Origin of the sequence: Actinocrinis sp. (assembly GCF_035938995.1) — a bacterium.
GTDB lineage: Bacteria > Actinomycetota > Actinomycetes > Streptomycetales > Catenulisporaceae > DASZGI01.
The window spans coordinates 47,985-68,817 of record NZ_DASZGI010000070.1 but is presented as its reverse complement, the minus strand read 5'-3'; the positions used below and the strand labels follow the sequence as shown (position 1 = coordinate 68,817).

At 68.8% G+C, this 20,833-nt stretch carries 6 protein-coding genes; 2 read left to right on the top strand and 4 right to left on the bottom strand.

The features are described 5' to 3' along the window. Window positions 1–75: 75 nt before the first annotated feature. Together VGZ32_RS04595 and VGZ32_RS04590 are read right to left on the bottom strand one after the other, a co-directional pair. Complete coding sequence (locus VGZ32_RS04595; RefSeq protein WP_326884544.1) at window positions 76–411, bottom strand: hypothetical protein; 336 nt, start codon at window positions 409–411, stop codon at window positions 76–78. Between the two features lie 370 nt (window positions 412–781). Beyond that, entirely contained in the window at window positions 782–4,699 is a 3,918-nt protein-coding gene (locus VGZ32_RS04590; protein ID WP_326884543.1) for a kelch repeat-containing protein, read from the bottom strand. Between the two features lie 268 nt (window positions 4,700–4,967). Here VGZ32_RS04590 and VGZ32_RS04585 point away from each other — a divergent pair, with 268 nt between their 5' ends. Together VGZ32_RS04585 and VGZ32_RS04580 are read left to right on the top strand one after the other, a co-directional pair. After that, the gene (locus tag VGZ32_RS04585) at window positions 4,968–5,735 is read left to right on the top strand and encodes a dienelactone hydrolase family protein (protein ID WP_326884542.1); all 768 of its coding nucleotides are present in this window, start codon (window positions 4,968–4,970) and stop codon (window positions 5,733–5,735) included. A 495-nt stretch (window positions 5,736–6,230) separates the two neighbouring features. Next, the gene (locus VGZ32_RS04580; protein ID WP_326884541.1) at window positions 6,231–7,934 is read left to right on the top strand and encodes a hypothetical protein; all 1,704 of its coding nucleotides are present in this window, start codon (window positions 6,231–6,233) and stop codon (window positions 7,932–7,934) included. A gap of 230 nt (window positions 7,935–8,164) precedes the next feature. On the opposite strand, the gene VGZ32_RS04575 is transcribed toward VGZ32_RS04580, so the two are convergent. Then, window positions 8,165–8,953 (bottom strand): tetratricopeptide repeat protein, encoded by a 789-nt coding sequence (locus tag VGZ32_RS04575; RefSeq protein ID WP_326884540.1) that lies wholly within the window; start codon window positions 8,951–8,953, stop codon window positions 8,165–8,167. 94 nt (window positions 8,954–9,047) lie between these two features. Then, window positions 9,048–20,720, bottom strand: coding sequence for a LamG-like jellyroll fold domain-containing protein (locus tag VGZ32_RS04570; protein ID WP_326884539.1), 11,673 nt, complete (start codon window positions 20,718–20,720; stop codon window positions 9,048–9,050). Window positions 20,721–20,833: the final 113 nt, after the last annotated feature.

The following is a 20,833-nucleotide window of genomic DNA, read 5'->3' as shown; positions in this document are numbered from 1 at the left end:
CACTCCGCTGCGACGCTCGCGGGCGGGCGTCGGTACCGGACCTCCCGGACGCCGTCGCCTGGTCGGACACGGCGTTCACGGCTGCGACGGGGTCGTCGTGACCGGTGTCTGCGATGCTGCCAGGCTCCAATCACACGTCGAGGGCGTCACCGAGACCGAGAGCACCTGCCAGCCCGGCTGCCCGGTGCCGGCGGCAGTTCCGGACCCGACCGCTTGGCCGACGAGCGTGAGCAGTGGCGTGGCCGTGAACGCGCGGACCTGGAACTTGACCGCCGCGGCATCGCTACCCGAACCGCAGTCGAGACGGTAGGACAGCCTCCAGTCGGGTGTCTCGGCGAAGAACCGCGCGAGACCGGACCCAGTACCCGCAGCGGAGTCGGTCGTCGCAGACGCCGATTCGGATGTCCGCACCGATCCCGTTCCCACCCCGGGGTCCGCGGAACCGGCGCCAGCACCGGCTCCGGCTCCAGTTGTCAGCACCGCCGTTACCGCGCCGACCGCGATCAGGCATAGTGCCGACGCGGCCACCACGTACCCAATGCGCATTTCCCCCCACCCCTCGTCCCTCTCCGCATCAGTCGACAACGCAATCTAGCGCCGCCGCTGCTTTCTCAGTCTCCCGTCGAATGGGCGTCCCCGCAGCAAAACAGGACCGCGGACGCAGGTCTGTGAGCTGCCGCAGGCTTGACAGAGCATCAGGTCCTGTCGCCACGCCGCTGTGCCGGGCCGACCACGCGGATCGGCTCGGCACAGCGGGTTCACGGTGCTGGGAACCTCGCGGCTATTGCGCGGTCCTCCCGGTCCTGGTGGTCGCGTCGGGCGGGTTGACAGTCAGGGTGACTGGGACGGGCGGGATCGCATAGGGGGTGGTGCTGCCGAACACGAGGTCGGCGCCGTACGTGCCGGGTTGGGCGATCTGCGAGGCGCTCGTGTCCAGGGTGACGGTCACGGTGATCCGCTGGTGGGGCCGCAACGTCAGCTGTGTGGCGTTCGCGGCCAACCAGGGGACGTTCACGCTCGGGTCCACACCGTAGCCCGGCAGGTTTTCCACGACCGAGGTGGGGGTGAAACCGTTGATGCCGCCGCCGAGCTTGTAGAAGCCGAGTGCGCCGGCGCCGCGGTAACTGGGGGTGTTGGCGTTGGGCAGCGCACTCCAGGTGCCGGCCTGCGGATCGTAGGCGACGACCTGGTTGGTCAGTACGCCGCCGTTTACCCCGGTGGTGACTCCGCTGGAGATGACCAGCACGCCGTTGGCCGCCGCGTATTCCGCGCCCCACAGGGGGACCGGCATGTCGGGCAGCGCGGACCAGGCGTTGGCGGACGGGTCGTAGACGTAGGCGTGCTGGATGTTGTCGCCGTTGTTGTCGGTGCCGCCGGCGCAGTAGAGCTTGCCGCCGATGCCGCCGCAGGCGGGCCAGGCGATCGGCTCGGGGTAAGGGGCGGTCTGGCTCCAAGTGTCGGTGGCCGGGTCGTAGACGGAGACGTCGGTGGTTCCGCAGGTGGTGTCCCCGCAGCCGCCGACGAGGTAGAGCTTGCCGCCGAGGACCGCGCTCCCGACTCCCGCATACGGCTTGGGCTCCGAGGTGCCGGTGGTCCAGGTGTCGCTGGCGATGTCGTAGATCTCCAGCTTCGGATCAATCAGGAAGTTGGATCCCCAGCCGCCCGAGATGTAGAGCTTGCCGTCGATGATGCCGTGGCCCGGCGCCTGATGGGTGTCCGCGGCTGAGGCGAGCTGGGTCCAGGCGCCGGCCGCCGGGTCCAGGACGTAGAGGTTGCCGCCGAGCGGGGCGCCGAACAGCCCGGCATCGCCGAACCCTGCGTAGATCTTGCCGTTGTAGGCGTTTGCCACGTCGTCCATCAACGCTGTCGGCAGGTCCTGCGCGTTCTGCCAAGCGGCGTCCAAGGGCGCTGCGGACGGGGTAGCCGCGGCGGCCTGGGCTTGCGGCTGCCCCCTGACATGGCCGGTCGGGTAGGTGCCCGGGATGAGCCGGAGGGGCGCGCCCTGGGCGGTGGTGCTCGGCGTCGTTGTGCCGCCCTGTTGGCCGATCTGGAGGGTGGCCGGCGCGCCGCCGGTGTTGGTGACCGTCAGCGTTCTGCTCGTGCGCCCGCCCAGGTCGACGGACGCCGTGATCGAGCCGGGGTCGACCCGCAGCTGCCCGGCGTCGAGCTGGTAGTCCGCCGAGACGGCTCTGTTGGCGCGGACGTTCACCGTTTGCGGCGTGCTGGCGTAGTCGAACTTGGCGGCGGTCAGGACATGCCTGCCCGGTCCTGGCACGAACAGCGAGAAGTATCCGTCCGGCAGGTTCGGGTCCTCCGGCGTCGCGATGGTCTTCGCCTGCGCGGACGGGTCGTCCTGGTCGGTGACGGTCGCGTCGACCGCGCCCTGGCCGGTGTTCGCGTCCTGCACCGTGCCCACGACCAAGCCGCCGGGGGCGGGCGCGAAGTCGCGCTGTCCGACGAAGACGTTGTCGAGTTCCCAGAAGTATCCGCCCTGCGAGGCGTAGTCGAAGCGCAGTTGGACGGACGGCTTGCCGACGTAAGCGGTGAGCGGGACGTCGAAGTGGGCGTCGGTCACGAAGTCGCCGCTGGTGTTGAGGTCGGGCGTCCACACCGTGGTCCAGGTAGCCCAGCCGTCGTCGCTGACGTCGATCCCCAGGGACTCGACGGACGGGTCGTCCAACCACATGGTGTCGAACCCGACTTCCGGCCGCGTGTCGCTACTGAGGTCGAACACGGGGGTGTACAAGGCGGTGTTGAAGTTGCTGCTGAACCCGTAGAAGTTGCTGTCGGCGACGGCGAATCCCCCGCTGCCGCCGGTCTGGTTGCCGATGTTGCCCGGGTTGTCGAACTCCCAACCGGCGGTGGTGTTCGGGGCGTCGGCGACGGCCCAGCCGGGCGGCGCGGTGGTGGAGTCGAACGGTTCGGTGGGGCCGGTCAGGGTGAGCTTGTAGCCGGGGGCGGTGGCCGTCCACGGGTCCGCGATCGCCGCGACGTCGACGGACAGCGGCGCCTGGGCGACGTGCACGGTCTTGGTGACCTCGCCGTAGCCGGGCGACGCGGGCGCGAAGTTGAGGGTGTAGTCGCTGTTCTGAGGCAGTGTCAGCTCGTAGCGGCCGGTGTGTGGATCGGTCCACACCGGGTTGGGATCGCCGCTGACGGTGATCTCCGCATACAGCGGCCAGCCTTGGCCGGAGCCGTCGGTGACCGTGCCTGAGACGGTCTCGCTCGGCACCTGCCTCAGCTCAATGTTCTTCCTGACAGTGGCGCCTGCCGCGACGTTAACGTGCGCGGTAGCGGTCGCGTATCCGTAGGCGGTGACGGTGATGTCGCGGCTGCCGGCGGATAGCGCGAGCGTGTAGCGGCCCTGCGCGTCGGTGTGTGTGACGTCGGTGCCGTCGCTGACTGCGGCTCCGACAATCGGCTCTCCGCCGGGGTGGCCGGTGACGGCGCCGGTCAGTGTGCCGTGCGGGCCGGTGCGGAACGCCTGCAGTCCGTTCGGGGTGCCCAGGCCGGTCGGGCCGTCGTAGCCGGTCACGGCGTTGCACAGGTAGGCGACCGTGCATCCGCCGTTGGTACCGAGAGTGATGTCGTTCAGTCCGGTGTGCGCCGCGTACGGGTACGTGTTGGGGTTGGTCCCTGCGGCCGGGGTGCCTGCGTCGGCGTAGACGCCGGCGATGACCGGGGAAGCCACGCTCGTGCCGCCATAAGCGAGCCAACCGACGTTGCTCTCGTAGACCGCCACACCGGGGGTCGGGTCCGCGATGGCGGAGACGTCGACGTCCGTGCGGTTGGCGCAGCCGGTGTCGTGTTGGACGGCGGGCTTGGGCTCGTAGGCCGAGCAGCCGGAACCGGCGAGGGACCACGCCGTCTCCGACCAGCCGCGGGCCGTGCCGGGAGCGCGGGTCAGGCTCGTACCGCCGACCGAGGTCACGTACGGCGAGGCCGCGGGGTAGGCCACCCCGTAGCCCGAGTCGCCCGAGCCGGCGACGACGGCGACACCGGGGTGGTTGTAGTGGGCGTCGAAGGTGGTCTCTGAGGGGTCTTCGCTGCCGCCGTAGGAGTTCGACACGAACTTGGCGCCCAGGGCCACGGCCTCGTCCACGGACGCGCCGAGGTCGCTCTCGAGGTCGTTATCGGCCTCGACGAGCAGGATGTGGGCGTCGGGGGCGATGGCGGAGACCATGTCTATGTCGAGGGATATCTCCCCGGCCCAGGCGTAGTTCACGGGCGGGTACTGGGTGCCGCCGCGCTGGTCGACCTTGCTGAAACAGCCGTTGGCGCTGGTGCACGCCGGCAGACCGTACTGCTGGCGGTAGACGGCCAGGTCGGCTTCGGCGGTGGGGTCGTCGAAGGCGTCGACGATGGCGACGGTCTGCCCTGAGCCGCCGTCGGGTGGCAGCGAATACGCGCTCTGCAGGTCGGCCGGACCGTAACCGGACGGGGTGGTGGTGGACGTCAGCGTGTGCGCGGACTGTTTGACGTTCGTGCGGCGCAGCGCGAAGCAGGAGAACGTGCCGGGCTTCGGCGCACCACAGACCGGCTGGAAGGATGGGGCTGCGGTGGAGGCGGTATTGGAGCTGGCAGCGGAATGCGCAGCTCCCTGAAGTGCCGGGCCGACTGTTGTCGCCCGCGCTGGGACCCCGAACACGGCCAGCGCAGCGGCGGAAAGGACTGCCACAGCGGCGGCCGACCTTCTCACGGATCGTCTCCTGCGCGCTGCATGGAACATGAATCCCCCTACGTGTCTCGGGTTGGGCGCCGCCATATGGTCGACCATGCGCGATCGGCCGGCCTGCGTTACGTCATAGCACTGGGTAAACGCGTGTTCCAGTGACGACAACGGGCTCTTCGACCCTTACACAGGCTGCTCTGATTCTTGCGCCTCGCCGCCGACTTGAATCGGCACGGCTGGCAAAAACTTCCGGCCGGAGATCAGCTGTCGGCTGTGTGGGCAATAGTCTTCTGTCATGGGCCTCCTCGACTCCTGGACTCCCGGCAGCCATACGGCCGACGGGGTTACGCATCCGACATACCGTAAGGGCAGCGGGCCGGGCGTGGTCGTGATCCACGAGGTCCCCGGTATCACACCCGCGGTCATCGCGTTCGCCGAGGAGGTGGTGGCGCGCGGGTTCACGGTCGTCCTGCCGTCGCTGTTCGGCCGCGATCAGGCTCCTGCGACCGTGCGGGAGTCGCTGCGCAGCCTCGCCCAGGTCTGTATCAGCAGAGAGTTCAGCATGTTCGCGCTCGGGCGCACCACTCCGGTCGCGGCGTGGCTGCGGTCGCTGGCCCGCGAGTTGCATGCCGAGCTGGGCGGACCCGGCGTGGGGGCGGTCGGCATGTGCATGACCGGAGGTTTCGCGCTGGCGATGCTCGCCGACGCGCCGGTGGCCGCACCCGTGCTCGCCCAGCCGGCCTCGCCGGCGCCCCTGGGTAGGGCGCGCAGCGCCGACCTCGGGCTCAGCCCCGGCGACCTGGAATCGGTCAAGGGCAAGGTCGCCGCCGGATGCCAGGTGCTCGGCCTGCGCTACGAGCGGGACCCCGCGACCGGCACCCGCTTCGACACCCTGCGCCGCGAACTGGGCGACAACTTCATCGCCGTGGAGTTCCCCGGCCGCAAGCACTCCACGCTGACCGAGCACCGCCAGCAGGAGGGCGTCGACCGGGTGCTGGCGTTCTTCGAAGACAAGCTCAAGCCGGCATCGGATCACCAGCCCGACCAGGCATCGTCACCGTGACGGCCCATCCCGACCGCAACTGGTGGGCCGGTCAGCTGCAACGGTGACGCCGCTTGTACACGTTCTTATAGATTCCGCTGGGCTTCACGATTGCGGATCTCCCCGACTGCGATGACTCCCCGAGCGCCAAACGGCGTTCGCACTGTTCGCCGAGACGAGCACCACAGGGTGCTTACTCCGCCGGCTGAGACATTGCGCCACGGATTCGGTTGACGCGATCTCAGGAGGGCCGCCGCCCGCGCCAGAGCGCGGTGCCGGTCAGCGCCCGCACGATCTCCGAGGTTCTCTTCCCGGGCGCCGCCGCTCCCATCAGGCTCCTGCGACGTCAGACATCCATTAGGGGAATCTCGTCACTGGCCCACCGTCGGGGCCGACGCTTACGGTGCCCTCGACCACCAGAACTTTTATCAAAGTTCTAAGACGTGCGATCGGCGGAGCTTGCGCGGCCTGACGAGGCGACCGCACACGCCTTCCCATCCGCCTCCGGGAGTACGCATGGCGCTCAACGATTTCAAGAACCATCAGATCAGTCGGCGTAACGCGCTCAAGGCCGGATTCGGCGTCGCGGCCGCGGCCCAGCTGGCGTTCATCGAGTCGGCGGCCTTCACGCCGGCCAGGGCTTTGGCGGCGGCGACCGCGAACACGAATGCGGGACCGTTCCCGATCATCCAGTTCGACATCGGGAACTTCATCGCCCCGCCGGTGACCCTCAACGACGGAGCCGGGAACGTCACCGCCCAGTTCGGCCCGGTGTTCTCCTACTTCGTCCCGGCCAAGCTCACCCGCTGTCCGACCCCGGACGACCAGCTGACCCTCGACAACGCGCTCAACCAGATCGAGGAGTTCTACGACTTCAGCCCGTCGGGCATCTTCGTGTTCACCTCCTACGGCGTGCCCTACTTCAACAAGCTTCCCTGCGGGATCAACGGACCGCTCGTGCAGGAGTTCATGCCGCAGATCCTCGACGGCCAGAACCCCGACGGAACCACCAACGTGCTGGCCGAGGCCGTCCCCATGCCGACCGACGTGGTCGGTGGCCTGGTCGGCGGACCCGGCGCGCCGGTGCCGAACGTCACCAAGGACCGGTTCAACGTCAATCTCGTGATCGAGAACAACGACATGGTGTTCCACATGCGCAGCGACTCGCTCCGCAACCTCAACGACGTGCTGGCCTGGCTCAAGGGCTCCTGCAGCCTGCACGGTTGCGGCATCCAGTCGCCGCAGTGGAATGGTCTGATGCGGTTCGGCACCACCCGCGTGCAGTTCGTGCAACGCGGCCTGCCCAGGCAGTTGGCCGACCAGAACGGCTTCGAGTTCGCCCCGCGCGTCAACCCCGATTCGCCGATGTGGATGGGATTCCTGGACCAGCAGACCAACGCGGCGGGCCCAGCGCAGATCTGCACCTTCGCCGGCAACTCGTCGGCGACGTTGACCACGGCGACCCAGGGCGACTACTTCGGTCAGGGCTCGATCATGCACTTCTCGCACGTCATCGAAGACCTGTTCCAGTTCTACGCCACGCCCAACCAGGACCCGCGCCACTCCGACGGCGAGGATGCCGCCGAGCGCATGATGTACGCGTTCCGGGCCAACCAGATCGGCACTCCCAACGGACTGCCGGCCCCGTTCAACGCCGGCGATCCGTTCACCAACGGCGGCTGCCCGGCGTTCATCAACAACCGCTTCCAGGGCCCGGACGACGCCGCCTTGGGCGCCCAGGACGCCGGCGGCACATTCAATCCCAACGACCCGGCCAGCGCGCAGCAGACCGAGACCTTCACCGGCCTCGGCCGCATCGGCCACAACGCCGGGCTGCAGCGTTCGTCCCGCGCCGCGGACGGCACCCCGATCCACATCCGCATGGACGGACCCGGCTTCTCCACCATGGACGTGCCCGCCTTCCAGGACTTCCCCGGCGGCAACGACATCCCGGCCGGCAGCCAGCAACCCAAGCTGCAGTTCGCGATCTTCATCCCGACCGCCGAGTTCTTCCGCCAGATGCGCACCAATGTCGCCGCCCAGGACCTGCAGGTCCAATACAAGATCGACCCCGACGACAACGGCCTCGAGCGCTTCATCACCGCCACCCGGCGGCAGAACTTCCTGGTCCCGCCCCGGCCCAGGCGAGCCTTCCCGCTGGTCGAATACACCGACTCCGCAAAGGCATCGACCACGGCCCGCGCCAGCCGAACGATGTAGGAGCTGGCGAGGTTCGGATCATGTGGCCGAGACCTGGCCTGGCCACATGATCCGAGCCGCGGACATTTCCGGGCGTCGGCCCGCTCTTCGGGGGAGCACGGGCCGACGACGGCGCAGGCAACAGCGGAACGTCTCAGCTCTTAGGAAGGCAACGGGAACGCACATCAGCGCGCGGAGGTCCGTTTTATGGCAATTCAGCAGAAAAGTAATTGAAACGAATTTCCCGCACACTACCGCGAAATTGTCGCGATAATGGCTTCACCGTCCCCGACTCTTCCGGCAAGCCGTGCGGCTTCCCGGATTTGCTCCGGGTTCATGCTTTTTGCCACCTGGATAGCCTCATGAACACCATCGCCGTTACCACTGTTGAGCATGGCGAGAAACCACCGTACGGCTTGAACAGGATCGGACTGGCCTGCCGTACCGTCGCGGAACCAGCAAGCGGCTACGTCCATCGCGCCGGTGTGGCCGCGAGACGCGGCCTTTACGTACCAGTCGATTGCCTCAGCGTTTCGGCCGACGCCCGCCAGGAGATCACCCAGTTTTGCCGCCGACTCGACGACTCCGCCCTCGGCAGCAGATTCCAAGAGCGATAGTGTTTCATCAAAGGTACAGTAGGCACCCTTTGCCCTGATGTTCGCAGCGGCGAGGTTGTACATGGCGAAAGGGTCCCCGCCAGCAGACGCTTCACGAAACAGCTCCACCGCTTTGGCGACGTCAGCCTTTACGCCCAGCCCGTTTGCATAGAGATGCCCAAGGCTCCGCTGCCCGGCAGGGTCCCCTTTGGCGGCAGACATTTCGAACCACTGGCGCGCGCTCTTCGGCTTCTGCTCGATCTCGAGTTCGATCGCGCCAAGGAGGTTCTGTGCGTCAACGTCGCCCTGTCGGGCCTGGTCGGTCAGAGCGGACTTCAGGTGACGTATGTCGCGTGAGCCGACTCGCTCCCCAGCCGAGTTGTTCTCCAGGAGCTCACGCGCAGCCTGCTTGGCAGTGACCGGAGGGTCTTGCTCGGTGGGCATCAGTACGCCTCTGTTCTGCGAAATCAGTGTCCCGTCATGGTAGCTGGCTGAGCGGAGGCGCGCGAAGCGTCCGCCCAGCCGGCTACCGTCGGGCTCAGCCTGGTGGCTCCGGAGCGTAAGGAACGTTGGGAATGAATTCCATGTCCCCCGTAGGATGGAACGCCCAACGACCTGATGGACTCGATATCACATACGATTCCTGATTATATACGGATGCGTAGCTGAAGAACTGCTGGCATTCCGCGCAGGGGTCTCGGGTGACAATGATCGGGCTGCCTGGATTGAGCGCGTACGCCTGACGCTCGGCATGGGAGTCGAAGTATCGGCCGTTTACTCCCAGATCGTTCCCGCTGCCCTTTGCCGCCATGCCGAACATGTTTCGCAGGCCGGCCGTGACGTTCGTGGAAACCCGAGTGAAGGCACGGGAGATTCGACTCGACCAGCCCGAGAGCGTAAAGGTCGCGCCCTCGTCGGGTGTGGCGGCCGTCTTGGTGCTTCTGAAGTTCGGCCAATTCACGTCCTGCGGTGCGGGAACGGCGCACTGCTCCTCGTTCATGTTGTGCACGAGGACCGGCGTGTCCCCGGCCACGACGTAGTACGTGTGCAGGGCGCCGATGGTCAGGTCGTAAGTGACCGTGTTCGCGTGGTACAGGTGCAGACCGATGACGACCGCGGAGCCGGTCGGGGTCTGCAGTTCGTCGCCGACCTGAAGGTGCTGGGCCTCGACGAAGGCGGCCTGCGTGGCGTCGTAGAAGGGGTGCAGGAACGTCGTGGTGAGCGTTCCGCCGTCCTCGGTGACGTCGCCGCTCTCGCCGCCGGCCGGGGTAGTCGCCTGGACCTGCGCGGCGTCCGCGGGGGTGCCACCCGTGTGTGTCGACGTCGTCGCGGCGCCCGCCAGGACGGCGAGGGATGCGGCTAGGCCAAGCCCGGCCTTCTTCAGAGTGTTCGACTTCGGCGATGTCGCCGCCGCGTCGGCCGTGCCGGCGGCGACCGGCTTGACCTTGACGTCCACGAAGTCGTGGTCGGTCTTGGTGACGATCACCCCGGTGACGGTGTTGTCCTGGGTGCCGGCCTGCCCGGGGACGGTGTTCGCGACCTTGTCGCCCACCTTGACCTGGTCGATCGGCTTCTTGGCACCGCTGGCCATCAGGACTTCGGTCCCGCCGGTGAAGCTGTGGCACGACGGGCTCGATTCCGGCTCGGTGCCAGCCTGCGGCTCGTCGCCTCTCAGTGCGCTGATGCCGCTGCCGACGAGCGAGGCTCCGGCGCCTCCGATGCCGCCCATGGCCGCACCCTGCTCCGCGCCGCCGAGGGTCGCGCCGCCGAGGCCGGACCAGGAGCAGCCGGCCTGGCTCGAGCCGCAGGAGGCCGCGTAGCCGACCGCTCCGGTGATGGCTCCCGCTCCGCCGCCAGCATAGGCGCCGACCAGGGCGTTGGTAGCGACGTCCGGCAGGATCCCGCTGAGGGCCTCGCTGGCGAGCTTGCCGCCCAGCGGTCCGGCCAGCGCGCCGCCGACTGCTCCGCCGAGCGCGCCCTCGCCGACCGCCTCGAGACCGCCGGTGAGCGAACAGCCCTGCTGCGTCTTGCCGCAGCTCATCAGGTAGGACACGCCGCTCGACGCGGCGCCCGCGAGCGCGGCGCACCCGACGGTGCCGACGCCCAGAGTCAGGCCTTCGCAGCCTATGAACGTCCCGGCGCCCACCACGATCGAGGCAATCGTCGCGGCGTGGTTCTTAACGAACGTCGCGGTGCTCGCGACGGCCTTCTTCGCGTAGCTGACGGCCTTGTGGTAGTCGGCCGCGACGGTGTGCACCACCTTCTTGCCGGTGTTGACCGCCGCTCTGTACCAGTGTTTGACCGTGGAGGTCGTCGCATGCCAGGCATGGGAGACCTGGTGCGAGGACCAGTCCCAGGCGTCGCTGACCCAGTTGCTCGCCTCGTTGAGCAGGCGGGTGGTCTCCGCCTCGAGCTGCTTGAGCTCGTTGTCGAGGAACGAGATGGTGCTGTCGAGCGCCGAGACCGCGTCGTTCCAGGCCGAGGAGACGAAGCTGGTCGTGTCGTTCCAGGCGGTGGACACGAAGCTCGTGGTGTCGTTCCACGCGCTCGAGGCCCAGTTGCCGATGTCGTTCTGGATGCCGCAGGCGATGCCCAGGAAGCAGTGGCCGGTGGGGTCGGTGGCCAGCATCGGGTTGCCGCCGTCGTAGGCGAACGGGTTGGCCGCCGCGCTGTCCGGGGCCGGGTTGACCGCCATCGTGTCGCGGTTCATGAACTGGCCGGTGGACGGGCTGTACCAGCGCGAGCCCATGTCGACCTTGCCGGTGGCCTTGTCGGTCCACGCGGACTGGTAGCCGAGCGAGCCGGCCTGGCCGCTGGTGGCGGTGACGTTGCCCAGCGGGTCGTAGGTCGTCGAGCCGTCCAGGGCCGCGCCGGTGGCCGTGAAGTCGCCGACGACGTCAGTGTGCTGGTCGACGTAGGCCAGCTCGCCGCTGCCCGCCACGGTGCCGCCGCCGGAGGCCGCCGTGCCGATGCCCACGAGCGTGTTGGCCGGCGTCCACGTGTAAGTGCTGGCGCCGTCGGAGGCCAGGATGTTGCCCGCGCCGCTGTAGGCGAACGACAGGGTGCTGCCGCCGGTGGCCGCGTCGCTCAGCATCCGGCCGGTCGCGTCGTAGCTGTACGACTGCTGGCCGACGGTGATCTGTTGGCCGAAGGCGTCGGAGCTGTAGGCGGTGGCCGCAGACGATGAGGATTGCTGAGTGAGCGTGCCGCGAGCGGAGTAGGTGTACGAATTCGTGCCGTCGCCGGTCAGTTCGTCGCGCGCGTCGTAGGTGTAGACGTTCGCGCCGACCTGGGTGCGGTTGCCCGAGGCGTCGTAGCCGTAATCCGTGGTCGTCGTTCCGCTCATCCACGACGTCAGGCGGTTGGCGAAGTCGTAGGTGTAGGAGTTCGCGCTCGCCCCGTCGAAGCCCGTGGTGGTCTTCGACGTCAGGTTCCCGTTCGGGTCGTAGCCGTAGCCGATCGAGGCGATCGTGGTGGTGCCCGCGCTGTTGGTCAGCGTGTCGCCGGTCAGCTCGTGCAGCGAGTTGTAGGTGTAGTTGCGCAGGTCGCCGCCGGTGCCGTACTGGATCTGCGAGACCTGGTCGAGCTTGTTGTACGAGTAGGCGGACGCCACGCCGGTCGCGGCGTCGGTAACCGTGGAGAGCTGGTCGGAGGTGCTGTAGCCGTAGCTCGTGGTGCCCGCCGCGTCCTGGCGCGAGGTCATCAGACCGTCGCCGTTGTACGCGAAGGTGCTCGAACCCGCGGCTCCGCTCGTGGTGAGCAGTTCGCCGCGGTCGTTGTAGGTGAAGGTGTTCGAGCTCGCGGCCTGGTAGCCGGCAGAGCCCTGCGTGCCCGCGGTCGTGGTGGCGGCTGTCAGGACCTTGCCGTCGCCGTCGTAGGTGAACGAGCGGGTGGCCGTGGCGGCGTCGGCGCCCGCGCCGGATTCGTTCAGCACGTTGCCTTCGTTGTCGTAACCGAAGGTCAGCGTGACCCCGCCCGGCTGGGTCTGCGTCGCAGCGCGGCCGTCGGCGTCGTACGCGGTGGTGAACGTGGAGAGCGCGGCCGTGTTGTCGGTGCTGGTCTCCGGCTCTATCACCGACTCCTGGAGGTTCCAGGGGTTGTAGGTGTAGATCCACGCGTTCCCGCGGCCGTCGGTGTAGCGCGTGCGGTTGCCGTTGGCGTCGTAGCCGAAGCTGGTGGTGATCGACGTCGTGGCGGTGACCGGCTGGATCTCCTGCGTCAGTGCGCCGGTGGCGTCGTAGAGGAAGTTGGAGGTGTTCCCGCGTGCGTCCGTGGTGGACAGCACCTGGCCCATGCCGTCGTAGGTGGACGAGGTGGTGGCCAGCACCGCGCCGGTGGCGTCCTTCTGCTGCCTCTGGACCACGTCGCCGATCGCGTCGTACGACGTCGACGTGCTCGTCGAGTCCGGGGCGGTCACCGCCGCCGTCCGGCCGAGGAAGTCGTACGAGGTCGAGGTCGTGTTGCCGGCCGGGTCCTTGACCGCGGTCTGCTCGCCCACGTTGTCGTAGGTGAACGAGGTGGCCGCGCCGTCCTGCGACGTGGACGAGGCGAGGAACGCGCCGTCCGGGTTCGCCGCCGAGGCCGCGTACGAATACGTAGTCGTCGACGTGGTCGCGGTCGGGTACCGGTCGAGCACGGTCGCGGTCTGCTGACGACCCATCCAGTCGTAGGTCGCCTGCGTCTGCGCGCCGGTCGGGTCCGTCGTGGACAGCAGCTGGCCGTTCAGGTCATAGGTCTGATCCGTCACGCCGGTGTTCGGGTCGGTGGTCTGCACCGTGTCCCCGAGCTGGTCGTAGACGTAGCTCGCGGCGTGCGTGAGCGGGTCGGTGATCGACTCGACCTGGTTGAGCTTGGTGTAGTTCCAGACCGTGGTCGCCGTGATCGGCGTCGTCGAGCCCGGCGGGGTGTAGTTCGGCCGGGTCTGGGAGACCTTGTTGCCGTTCGCGTCGTAGACGGTGGTCACGACGTTGCCGTCGGCGTCCTGGTTCTCGACCGGCTCGCCGAAGGTGTTGTAGCCCGTGACGGTGGTCGGGTGCTCCTGGACCGGGGTGCCGCCGTTCGTCTCCACGGCCACCGCCGGGTCGGTGGTGACCGCGAGGTGCCCGGCCTCGTCATAGGTGTAGTCGGTGGTGTTGTTGTTCGCGTCCGTGGAGGTCAGCGGGAGGCCGCGCTGGTCGTAGGTGCGCGAGGTGGTGATCCACGACGAGGACGCCGTGGTGCCGCCGTTGTGCCCGGCCGTGTAGAGCGTCGAGATCTCGGCGGCCGAGAGCACCCGCGGATAGGCCTGCACGTTGGAGACCTGCCCGTCGAGCAGGGCGGTCGGGGCGGCGACGAACTGGCCGCGGCCCATCACCAGCGGACCGTTGGCGGCGTACGGGGTGGTGTCGGTCGCGCTGCCCGCCGCGGCGCCGTTGACGTACAGCGTCATCGCGCCGGTCGACGCGTTGTAGGTCCCGACCAGGTGGTACCAGGTTCCCGCGGTCGGCTTCGTCGTGCCGTGGGCCTTGATCACGCTGGGCGAGGTGGTGTCCGCGGAGCTGCGGGAGAACGCCCAGGCGGAGTCGGCGGTGTCGTACTGCAGCTCGAACCCGGAGTTGTTCTTCGAGTCCTGGGAGACCAGGTCCTGGAACGTGCTGCCCACGCTGCTCAAGTCCGCCCAGGCGGACACGGTGAAGCTGCCGGCCGTGTTGAGCACCGGGCCGTTGGTGGCGATCTGCTGGCCGGCGGTCCCCGGGAAGGAGGCGCTCGAGCCGGTCCAGGTCACGCCGGTGGCCGTCGCCGTGTCGCCGGTGCCCGAGGCGTCGGTGACGTTCGTCCCGCCCGCCTGGGTCAGCGGCCACCAGCCGGTCGGGTGCCCAGCGCCGTCCTGGTAGGTGGACTGCGAGGTCGGCTGGCCCATCCCGTCGTAGGTGGCGGCGGTGACCTCCGTCGCCCCGGTCGGGTCCGTCTGCGTCTGGGTGGCGACCTGGTCGTCCGGCGTATACGAGTACGTGGTCGTGCGGTCCACGCCGGAGGGGTCGAACGTCGTGTCGACGGTGCGGTCGGCCGCGTCCACGGCGACGTCCTCGACCGTCGCGCCGTTGTCGGTCGTCTTGGTGATCTGGTTGCCGGCGGCGTCGTAGGTGTCGGATTCCTCGACGTAGGCGTTCTTCCCGGCCGGGTCGGTCTTGGTGACCGTCGCGACCTGGTTGTCGTCGAAGTACGTGTACTTCGACACATTGCCCATCGCGTCGGTCACCGAGGCGATCCGCCCGGCCGGGTCGTAGGCCTTGGACCACTCGGTCATGGTGGTCGCGGTCTGCGGGTTCAGCGGCGAACCGGTGTAGTTCGTGATCGCCTGCGTCAGCTCGTGGCCGTTGGCGTCATAGGTCCACGAGGTGGCCGTGCTGTCCGGATCGGTCTGTGTCTGCTTGTTGCCGTAGGCGTCGTAGGTGAACGAGGTCTGGTTGTTGTCCGCGTCCGTCGAGGTCTGGACCTGGTCGTACTGGTTGTACGTGCTCGAGGTCGTGCGCGAGGCGTCCCCGCCGGTGGAGTCGGAGACCACCTGCTGGGTCAGGTCCCCGTCCGGGTCGTAAGTGTTCGCGGTCACCGAGGTGTGCACAGCGCCGGTCACCCGGTCGGTCACGGCCGGGTCGGTCTGCTGGGTCACGCGGTCCTGGCCGTCGTACTGGAACGAGGTGACCTGGGCCGCCGGGGTCGGGTTGGCGATGGCCGTCCCGCCCTGGCCCGCAGTGTGCAGGCTGGCCGCCTCGGCCGCGGACAGCGCGCGCTGGTAGAGCTGCACGTTGGCGATCTGGCCGTTGAAGTAGTTCCAGGTGTCGCCGTTGGGCGCGGCCGGCCAGCCGTCGTTGTTGTAGACGCCCGCGCCGACCAGTTCGTACGGGTCGAGGTTCTGGACCTGGTTCGACAGGGAGCCCACGAGCGCCCCGTCGAGGTACAGCGCCTGGCTGGTGCCCGCGCCGGACAGGACCACGTGGTGCCACTTGCCGTCGTTGACCGCACCGGCCGAGACGATGCCAGCCACGGTGGTGTCCCATAGGTGGCCGTGCAGCTTGCCGTCCGAGCCCACGTAGAGCACCGGCATCGCCCCGGGACCGGGGGTCGTGTTGGTCGGCAGGTCGTGGTCGGTGGAGAACAGCGTGCCGGCTGTGGTCGCCGTCGTGTCGAACCACAGCGAGATGGACACCATCGGCGAGGCGGCCACCAGCCCGCTCGGCAGCTGCATGTACGAGCTCGAACCGTTGAACGCGCCGGCCGTGCCGGTCCAGGTCATGTTGGTCGCGGTCGCGGTGTTCCCGCTGCCGGAGGAGTCGGTCACGCTCGTGCCGGTGGTCTGGGTCAGCGGCCACCAGCCTGCGGTCTGCCGGGGGCTGACCGTCTTGGCCGCCACCCGGCCGATGCCGTCGTAGGTGAAGGTGGTCGCCAGGTCTTCGGCGTTGACCGTCTGGGCCACGTCGCCGTCGTGGAAGTAGGCGACCGTGTTCACGGCCCCGCTCGGGGAGACCGTCTTGACCGGCAGGCCCGCCGGGACGGCGCCGGTGTCTACCGCCGGGAAGGCCGAGGTCCCGTCGCTGTAGGTGATCGTGGTCGTCCGGCCGCCCGGGAACCCGGGCACCGCCGGCGTGGTGACCGCGGTCTTGTCGCCCTTGGTGTCGTACGTGTAAGTGGTCTCGTACGTGTTGTCCGTCGCCGAGGCCGACCGGCCGTCGCGTGCGGTGAGCATCACGTCGTTGCGCGGGTCCGCCGTCGTCAGCTGCGCGGTCGTGTCGTCCGGGTAGTAGGTGTAGTAGGCCGTGGAGCAGACGTTCGTGGCCTGGTTCTGGCACGTGGTCTGCGACACGATGTTGCCGCGCACGTCGTGGCCGGTGGTGGTGACGTTCCCGTTCGGGTCCGTGGTCGTGTACAGGTAGCCGGAGGTGTCGTAGCCGTAGCTGGTGGTATTGCCCAGCCCGTCGGTCTCGGAGATCTTCCGGTAGTTGTTGGCCACGTCGTAGCGGTCGGTGACCGTCTTGCCGCCCGGGTCGGTGGTGACCACGGTCTCGACCGGCAGCAGGCCCTGCGAGCCGCGGGCCGCGCCGTACTGCGCCGCGACCTGGTCGCCGCTGAGCGCGGTCGGGTAGCTCGCGACTTCGCCGACCGAGCCGTTGAAGTACTGCACGGCGGAGGTCTTGCCGCTCAGGGAGTCGTCCGGCCAGGTGCCGCCCATCCAGCCGGCGCCGATGTAGTCGTAGAGCGCGCCGGTCATGTTCACGGTGCCGGACTTGGTCGCCTGGCTCGTGCCGTCGACGTAGAGGGTCTGGGTGGTCCCGGCGACTGAGATCACGGCGTAGTGCCACTTGCCGTCGTCCACCGCGGACTTCGAGTATATGGGGGTGTAGGCGTCCCCGGTCCATGCCTCGGCCGCAAGCTTCCCGTCGTTGCCGACGTAGAGCAGGGGATCGAATCCCGCGGATCCGGAGTTCGTGACCGGCACGCCGTTCGTGCCGACCAGAACCCCGTTGGCCGAGGAGGTCTTGAACCAGATCCCGAGGGACTGGGTCGGGTTGCCCAGCAGGCCGTAGGCCAGGGACACGTACGAGGATGTGCCGTTGAGCGAGGCGGCGGTCTCGTCTGAGAAGGGCCCTGCGACACCGAGCGTCGCCGCGTTGTAGGCCGCGGCCACGCCGTGGACTTCGTTCGCCGGGTTCGTCGTGCCGCTGCCGTCGCCGAGGCGGTAGTAGTCCCGGGGTTTGGCGCCGAGCACCGCGGAGCGGAAGACCTGGCTCGAGCCGGCGACCGTGGGCGGCGCGAGCTTCCACACGCCGCCGTTCTCGTCGGTGACCTGCGTGACCGTGTTCGTCGCCGCGTTGTACTGGACCGCCGCGTAGGCCTTGGTGGAGGGGCGGGTGATTCCCGTCATCAGCGTGGCGGCGTGGGTGGCCGCCGAGTACTGGCCGCCGACGTCGGCCGTGGTCAGCGGCCTGTTGTAGTAGGAAACGCCGGCGATCGTGCCGTTGAAGTAGGTCGCGTACACCGTCGAGGAGTTCGGGTGCGGCTGGTCGGGCCAGGTGTAGCCGAGGTAGCCGGAGCCGACGTACGTGTACTGCAGCAGCCACGGCGCGATCGCGGTGTCGCCGAGCGCCGCCCAGCCCGGCTGCGTGCCGACCTGCTTGTCGTCGAGCCACATCGTCTGCAGGTTCGGCGCCGAGGAGAACACGACGTGGTGCCACTTGCCGTCGGTCACCGCGGCGGACGAGACGATCGGCGTCGGCTGGGTGTTCTGCCAGAACAGGCCGTTGAGCTTTCCGTCGCTGCCGACGTACAGCGCGGGAACGAAGTTGCCGAAGGTAGAGGTGGCCTGTAGGGGGTTGTCCGAGGCCGAGACGAGCACGCCGTTCGCCGTCGTCGTCTTGAACCACAGCGAGTAGGTGAACGACGGGCCGGTGCCCATGTGCAGCGACGGGAGCGTGAGTAGTGAACTGGTGCCGTTGAACTGGGCCGCGGTGCCCGAGCCGCCGGTGAATGGACCGGCCTGACCCAGCGTCACGTTCGCGTAGGTGGCGTTGTCCGCGCCCTCGTTGGCCAGGACCGCGTCGTTCGCGGTCGTGCCGGAGGCCTCCGACAGCGGCCAGTAGTTGGTGGCGCCCTCGTCGAGTATCTGTGTCTGGTACGAGGAGCCGCCCTGGTAGGCGTACTTGGTGCACGCGGTCGTCGTGCCGGGCGGGCACGCGCTGGTGAGCTGGTCGCCGGAGTAGCCGTAGGTCCAGGTCAGGGCGGTGGCCGTCTGGCCGGGGGTGACCGGGTCGGTCGCCACGGTCTGGACGTGCGCCACCGTGGCGCCGGCCGGGGTGGACCAGGTCAGGTGCAGCGCGCGGCTGGAAGCGACCGAGGTCATCGTGGTGATCTCGCCCGAGGTCCAGGCGAAGTTCACCGCGCGGCCGAGCGCGTCGCTGATGGCGGTGATGCCGTAGTTGCCCGAGCCGAGCGACTGGGTGAACGTGTAGGTCGTGTCGTTCTTGTCGGTCAGGCTGTAGCCGCCGGTCACCGACTTGAAGGTGGCGAAACGGCCCTGCGGCGGGGAGAACGTGCCGTTCGAGTTCTTGCCGTAGCCGATCTCGGAACCGTCGGGGTAGGTCACGACGACCGACTGCACCGCGCCGGTCGAGTCGTAGCGCTCGCTGGCCCGGGAGTCGAACACGGACGACCAGGCCGCGCCGAACGCGCCGGTCACCCGCGGATCGCGGGAGTTGTAGTCGCGCACCACGTCGAGGGTCGGGCCGACCACGGCCACCTGCGCGTCGGTGGCGGAGGTGGTGTAGTTGCCGATCGCGCCGTCGAAGCCGTGCCCGTCGGAGTTCTGCGACAGGCTGGAGGTGATCGCCGGCTGCGGGACGGTCGTGGTCAGCGAGTTCCAGGCGTTGTTGACCGAGTAGTTCGTGCCGTCGTACGCCTGGACGGTCCAGTAGTAGGACTTGCCCCACGCCAGCTTCCCGGCCGGGACGGTCCAGTCGCTCGCAGCGATGGCGCCGGAGTCGGCCAGCTTGGTGCCGCTCGCGTCGGTGATCTGGAAGTCGTACTTGAGCGACTGCGCCGGCTCCTCGTTCGGGTCGATCGAGCCCTCGGCGGACAGGATCGGGGTCAGCGTGCCCGCGCTCGCGCCGTTGCCGGGGTACTGGTAGGAGATCGACGGCAGCAGGTAGGTGGTGTAAGTCAGCGACAGGTACGGGGCCCAGTCGCTGTTCATCGAGTCGAACTGCTTCCAGTGCAGCGAGTCGTTCGTCGCCGCGTAGAGGGCCAGGCCGTAGTCGCTGGCGCCGTTCTTGGCCCAGTTGGTGAGGGTCGCGGTGGCCAGCGGCACGGTCACCCAGTTGCCCTTGGACAGGTCCCCGCCGGAGTTGGCGCAGCCGGCCGGGACGCTCGGGGTCAGGTTGCCGATGGACGCGCCGTAGGACGGGCCAGGATACGTGGTCAGCTGCGACGCCACCCACGGCTGCGTCACCGGCGCCACGTCGAACCGCTCGGCCGTGCAGGTCGAGGCCCACACGTCGTAGAGGCTGAGCGAGGCGGCGGTGACGGTGGTGCCCGAGTAGTCCAGGCCGCCGTTGGGGAAGCGCAGGAACGCGTTGGCCTCGTTCGTGCCCGAGTTCCACGAGCCGATGCGGATCGTCGGCTCCATCGAGTGGTCGCCGACGTCGGCGGCGGTGGTCTCGACATAGGTGGAGATGTTGCCGACGCTCAGGGTCGTGGACGGGTCGAGGGTCACCGGGAACTGGCGCGCGGGGTCGTCCAGCCAGGCCTTGTCGAGCGTCACCACGAGCTGCTGGCCGCCGCCGGGCGCGGCCTGCAGCGTGTAGGCGATCGCGTGCGTGCTCTGCGGCTCGCCGGAGACCGGGTTGATCCTCGAGTCGTAGGCGTAGCCCGCCGGGATCTCGCCGACCGTCGTGCCGGCGGCGTCGACAAGCTGGATCGATCCGTCAGCGGCCTGCTTCGCGGTCATCCCGTTCAGGTGCAGGGGGAAGGTCCAGGTGTTGCCAGCCGCCGCGGAGTGGAGGGTCAGGTTCTCGCGCAGGCCCGTGGCCGTCGTCTCGAGCGAAAGGTCCGTCGCCGGTTGCACGCCCGCGTAGGTGATCGTGGATCCGGAGACGGCGCCCGCCACCGGGGCCGCGCCGGAGAGTGCGTACCCGAACGACTCGGAGCCGGGAAGGGCGACCTGGGCGAGCGCCGCGTCGGAGGAACGGCCCGCGAAGCTGACGGAGAGGGAGTTCGCCTTCTCCGCCCAGCGTCCGCCCGTCGCGCCGACCAGGCTGGTCTGGATCGGCTGCCACGCGCCGGAGGCGTCTTGGTAGTTGATCGGCGTCGCGGAGAGCTTGCGGGTGAAGGTCCCGTCGGCGTTCTGGTAGTAGTCCGAGGTCGCCGAGGACTTCGACGCGACCCGCTTGCTGGTGCGCGCGTCGAAGCCCCGCTGGGCGTTTCCGCTCGGACCCTGCTTGATCAGTTTGGCGAGCGGGGCGTAGGGCGGCAGTTGGCCTTCGCCCTGGCCCGCCGGGTGTCCCGCGCCGCCGCCCGCTCGTGTCGACGCGGTGGTCGCGGAGTGGCTGTGTCCGGCGGCGGTGCCGGAGGTCTGCTCCGGCAGCGCGCCCCAGCGCGGATCCTGGAACCAGGCCACGATCTGCGCGAGCGAGGGCAGGTGCAGCGGCGGGAAACCCTTTTCCGCGGCGCCCGCGGTCGACATCGACCCGGCCCACAGAACCGCTACCGTCGCGATCAGCGCTGCCCAGCGTTGCCGTCGCCGCGCCCGCCGCCGGATCGCATGCGACGACGCAGCCGTCCGCCCAGTACGCATCC

Bases quoted from the DNA above. Each gene is read 5' to 3' on its own strand.
- VGZ32_RS04585 (WP_326884542.1), top strand. From the start codon at position 4,968: ATGGGCCTCCTCGACTCCTGGACTCCCGGCAGCCATACGGCCGACGGG.
- VGZ32_RS04580 (WP_326884541.1), top strand. From the start codon at position 6,231: ATGGCGCTCAACGATTTCAAGAACCATCAGATCAGTCGGCGTAACGCG.
- VGZ32_RS04575 (WP_326884540.1), bottom strand. From the start codon at position 8,953: ATGCCCACCGAGCAAGACCCTCCGGTCACTGCCAAGCAGGCTGCGCGT.
- VGZ32_RS04570 (WP_326884539.1), bottom strand. From the start codon at position 20,720: ATGTCGACCGCGGGCGCCGCGGAAAAGGGTTTCCCGCCGCTGCACCTG.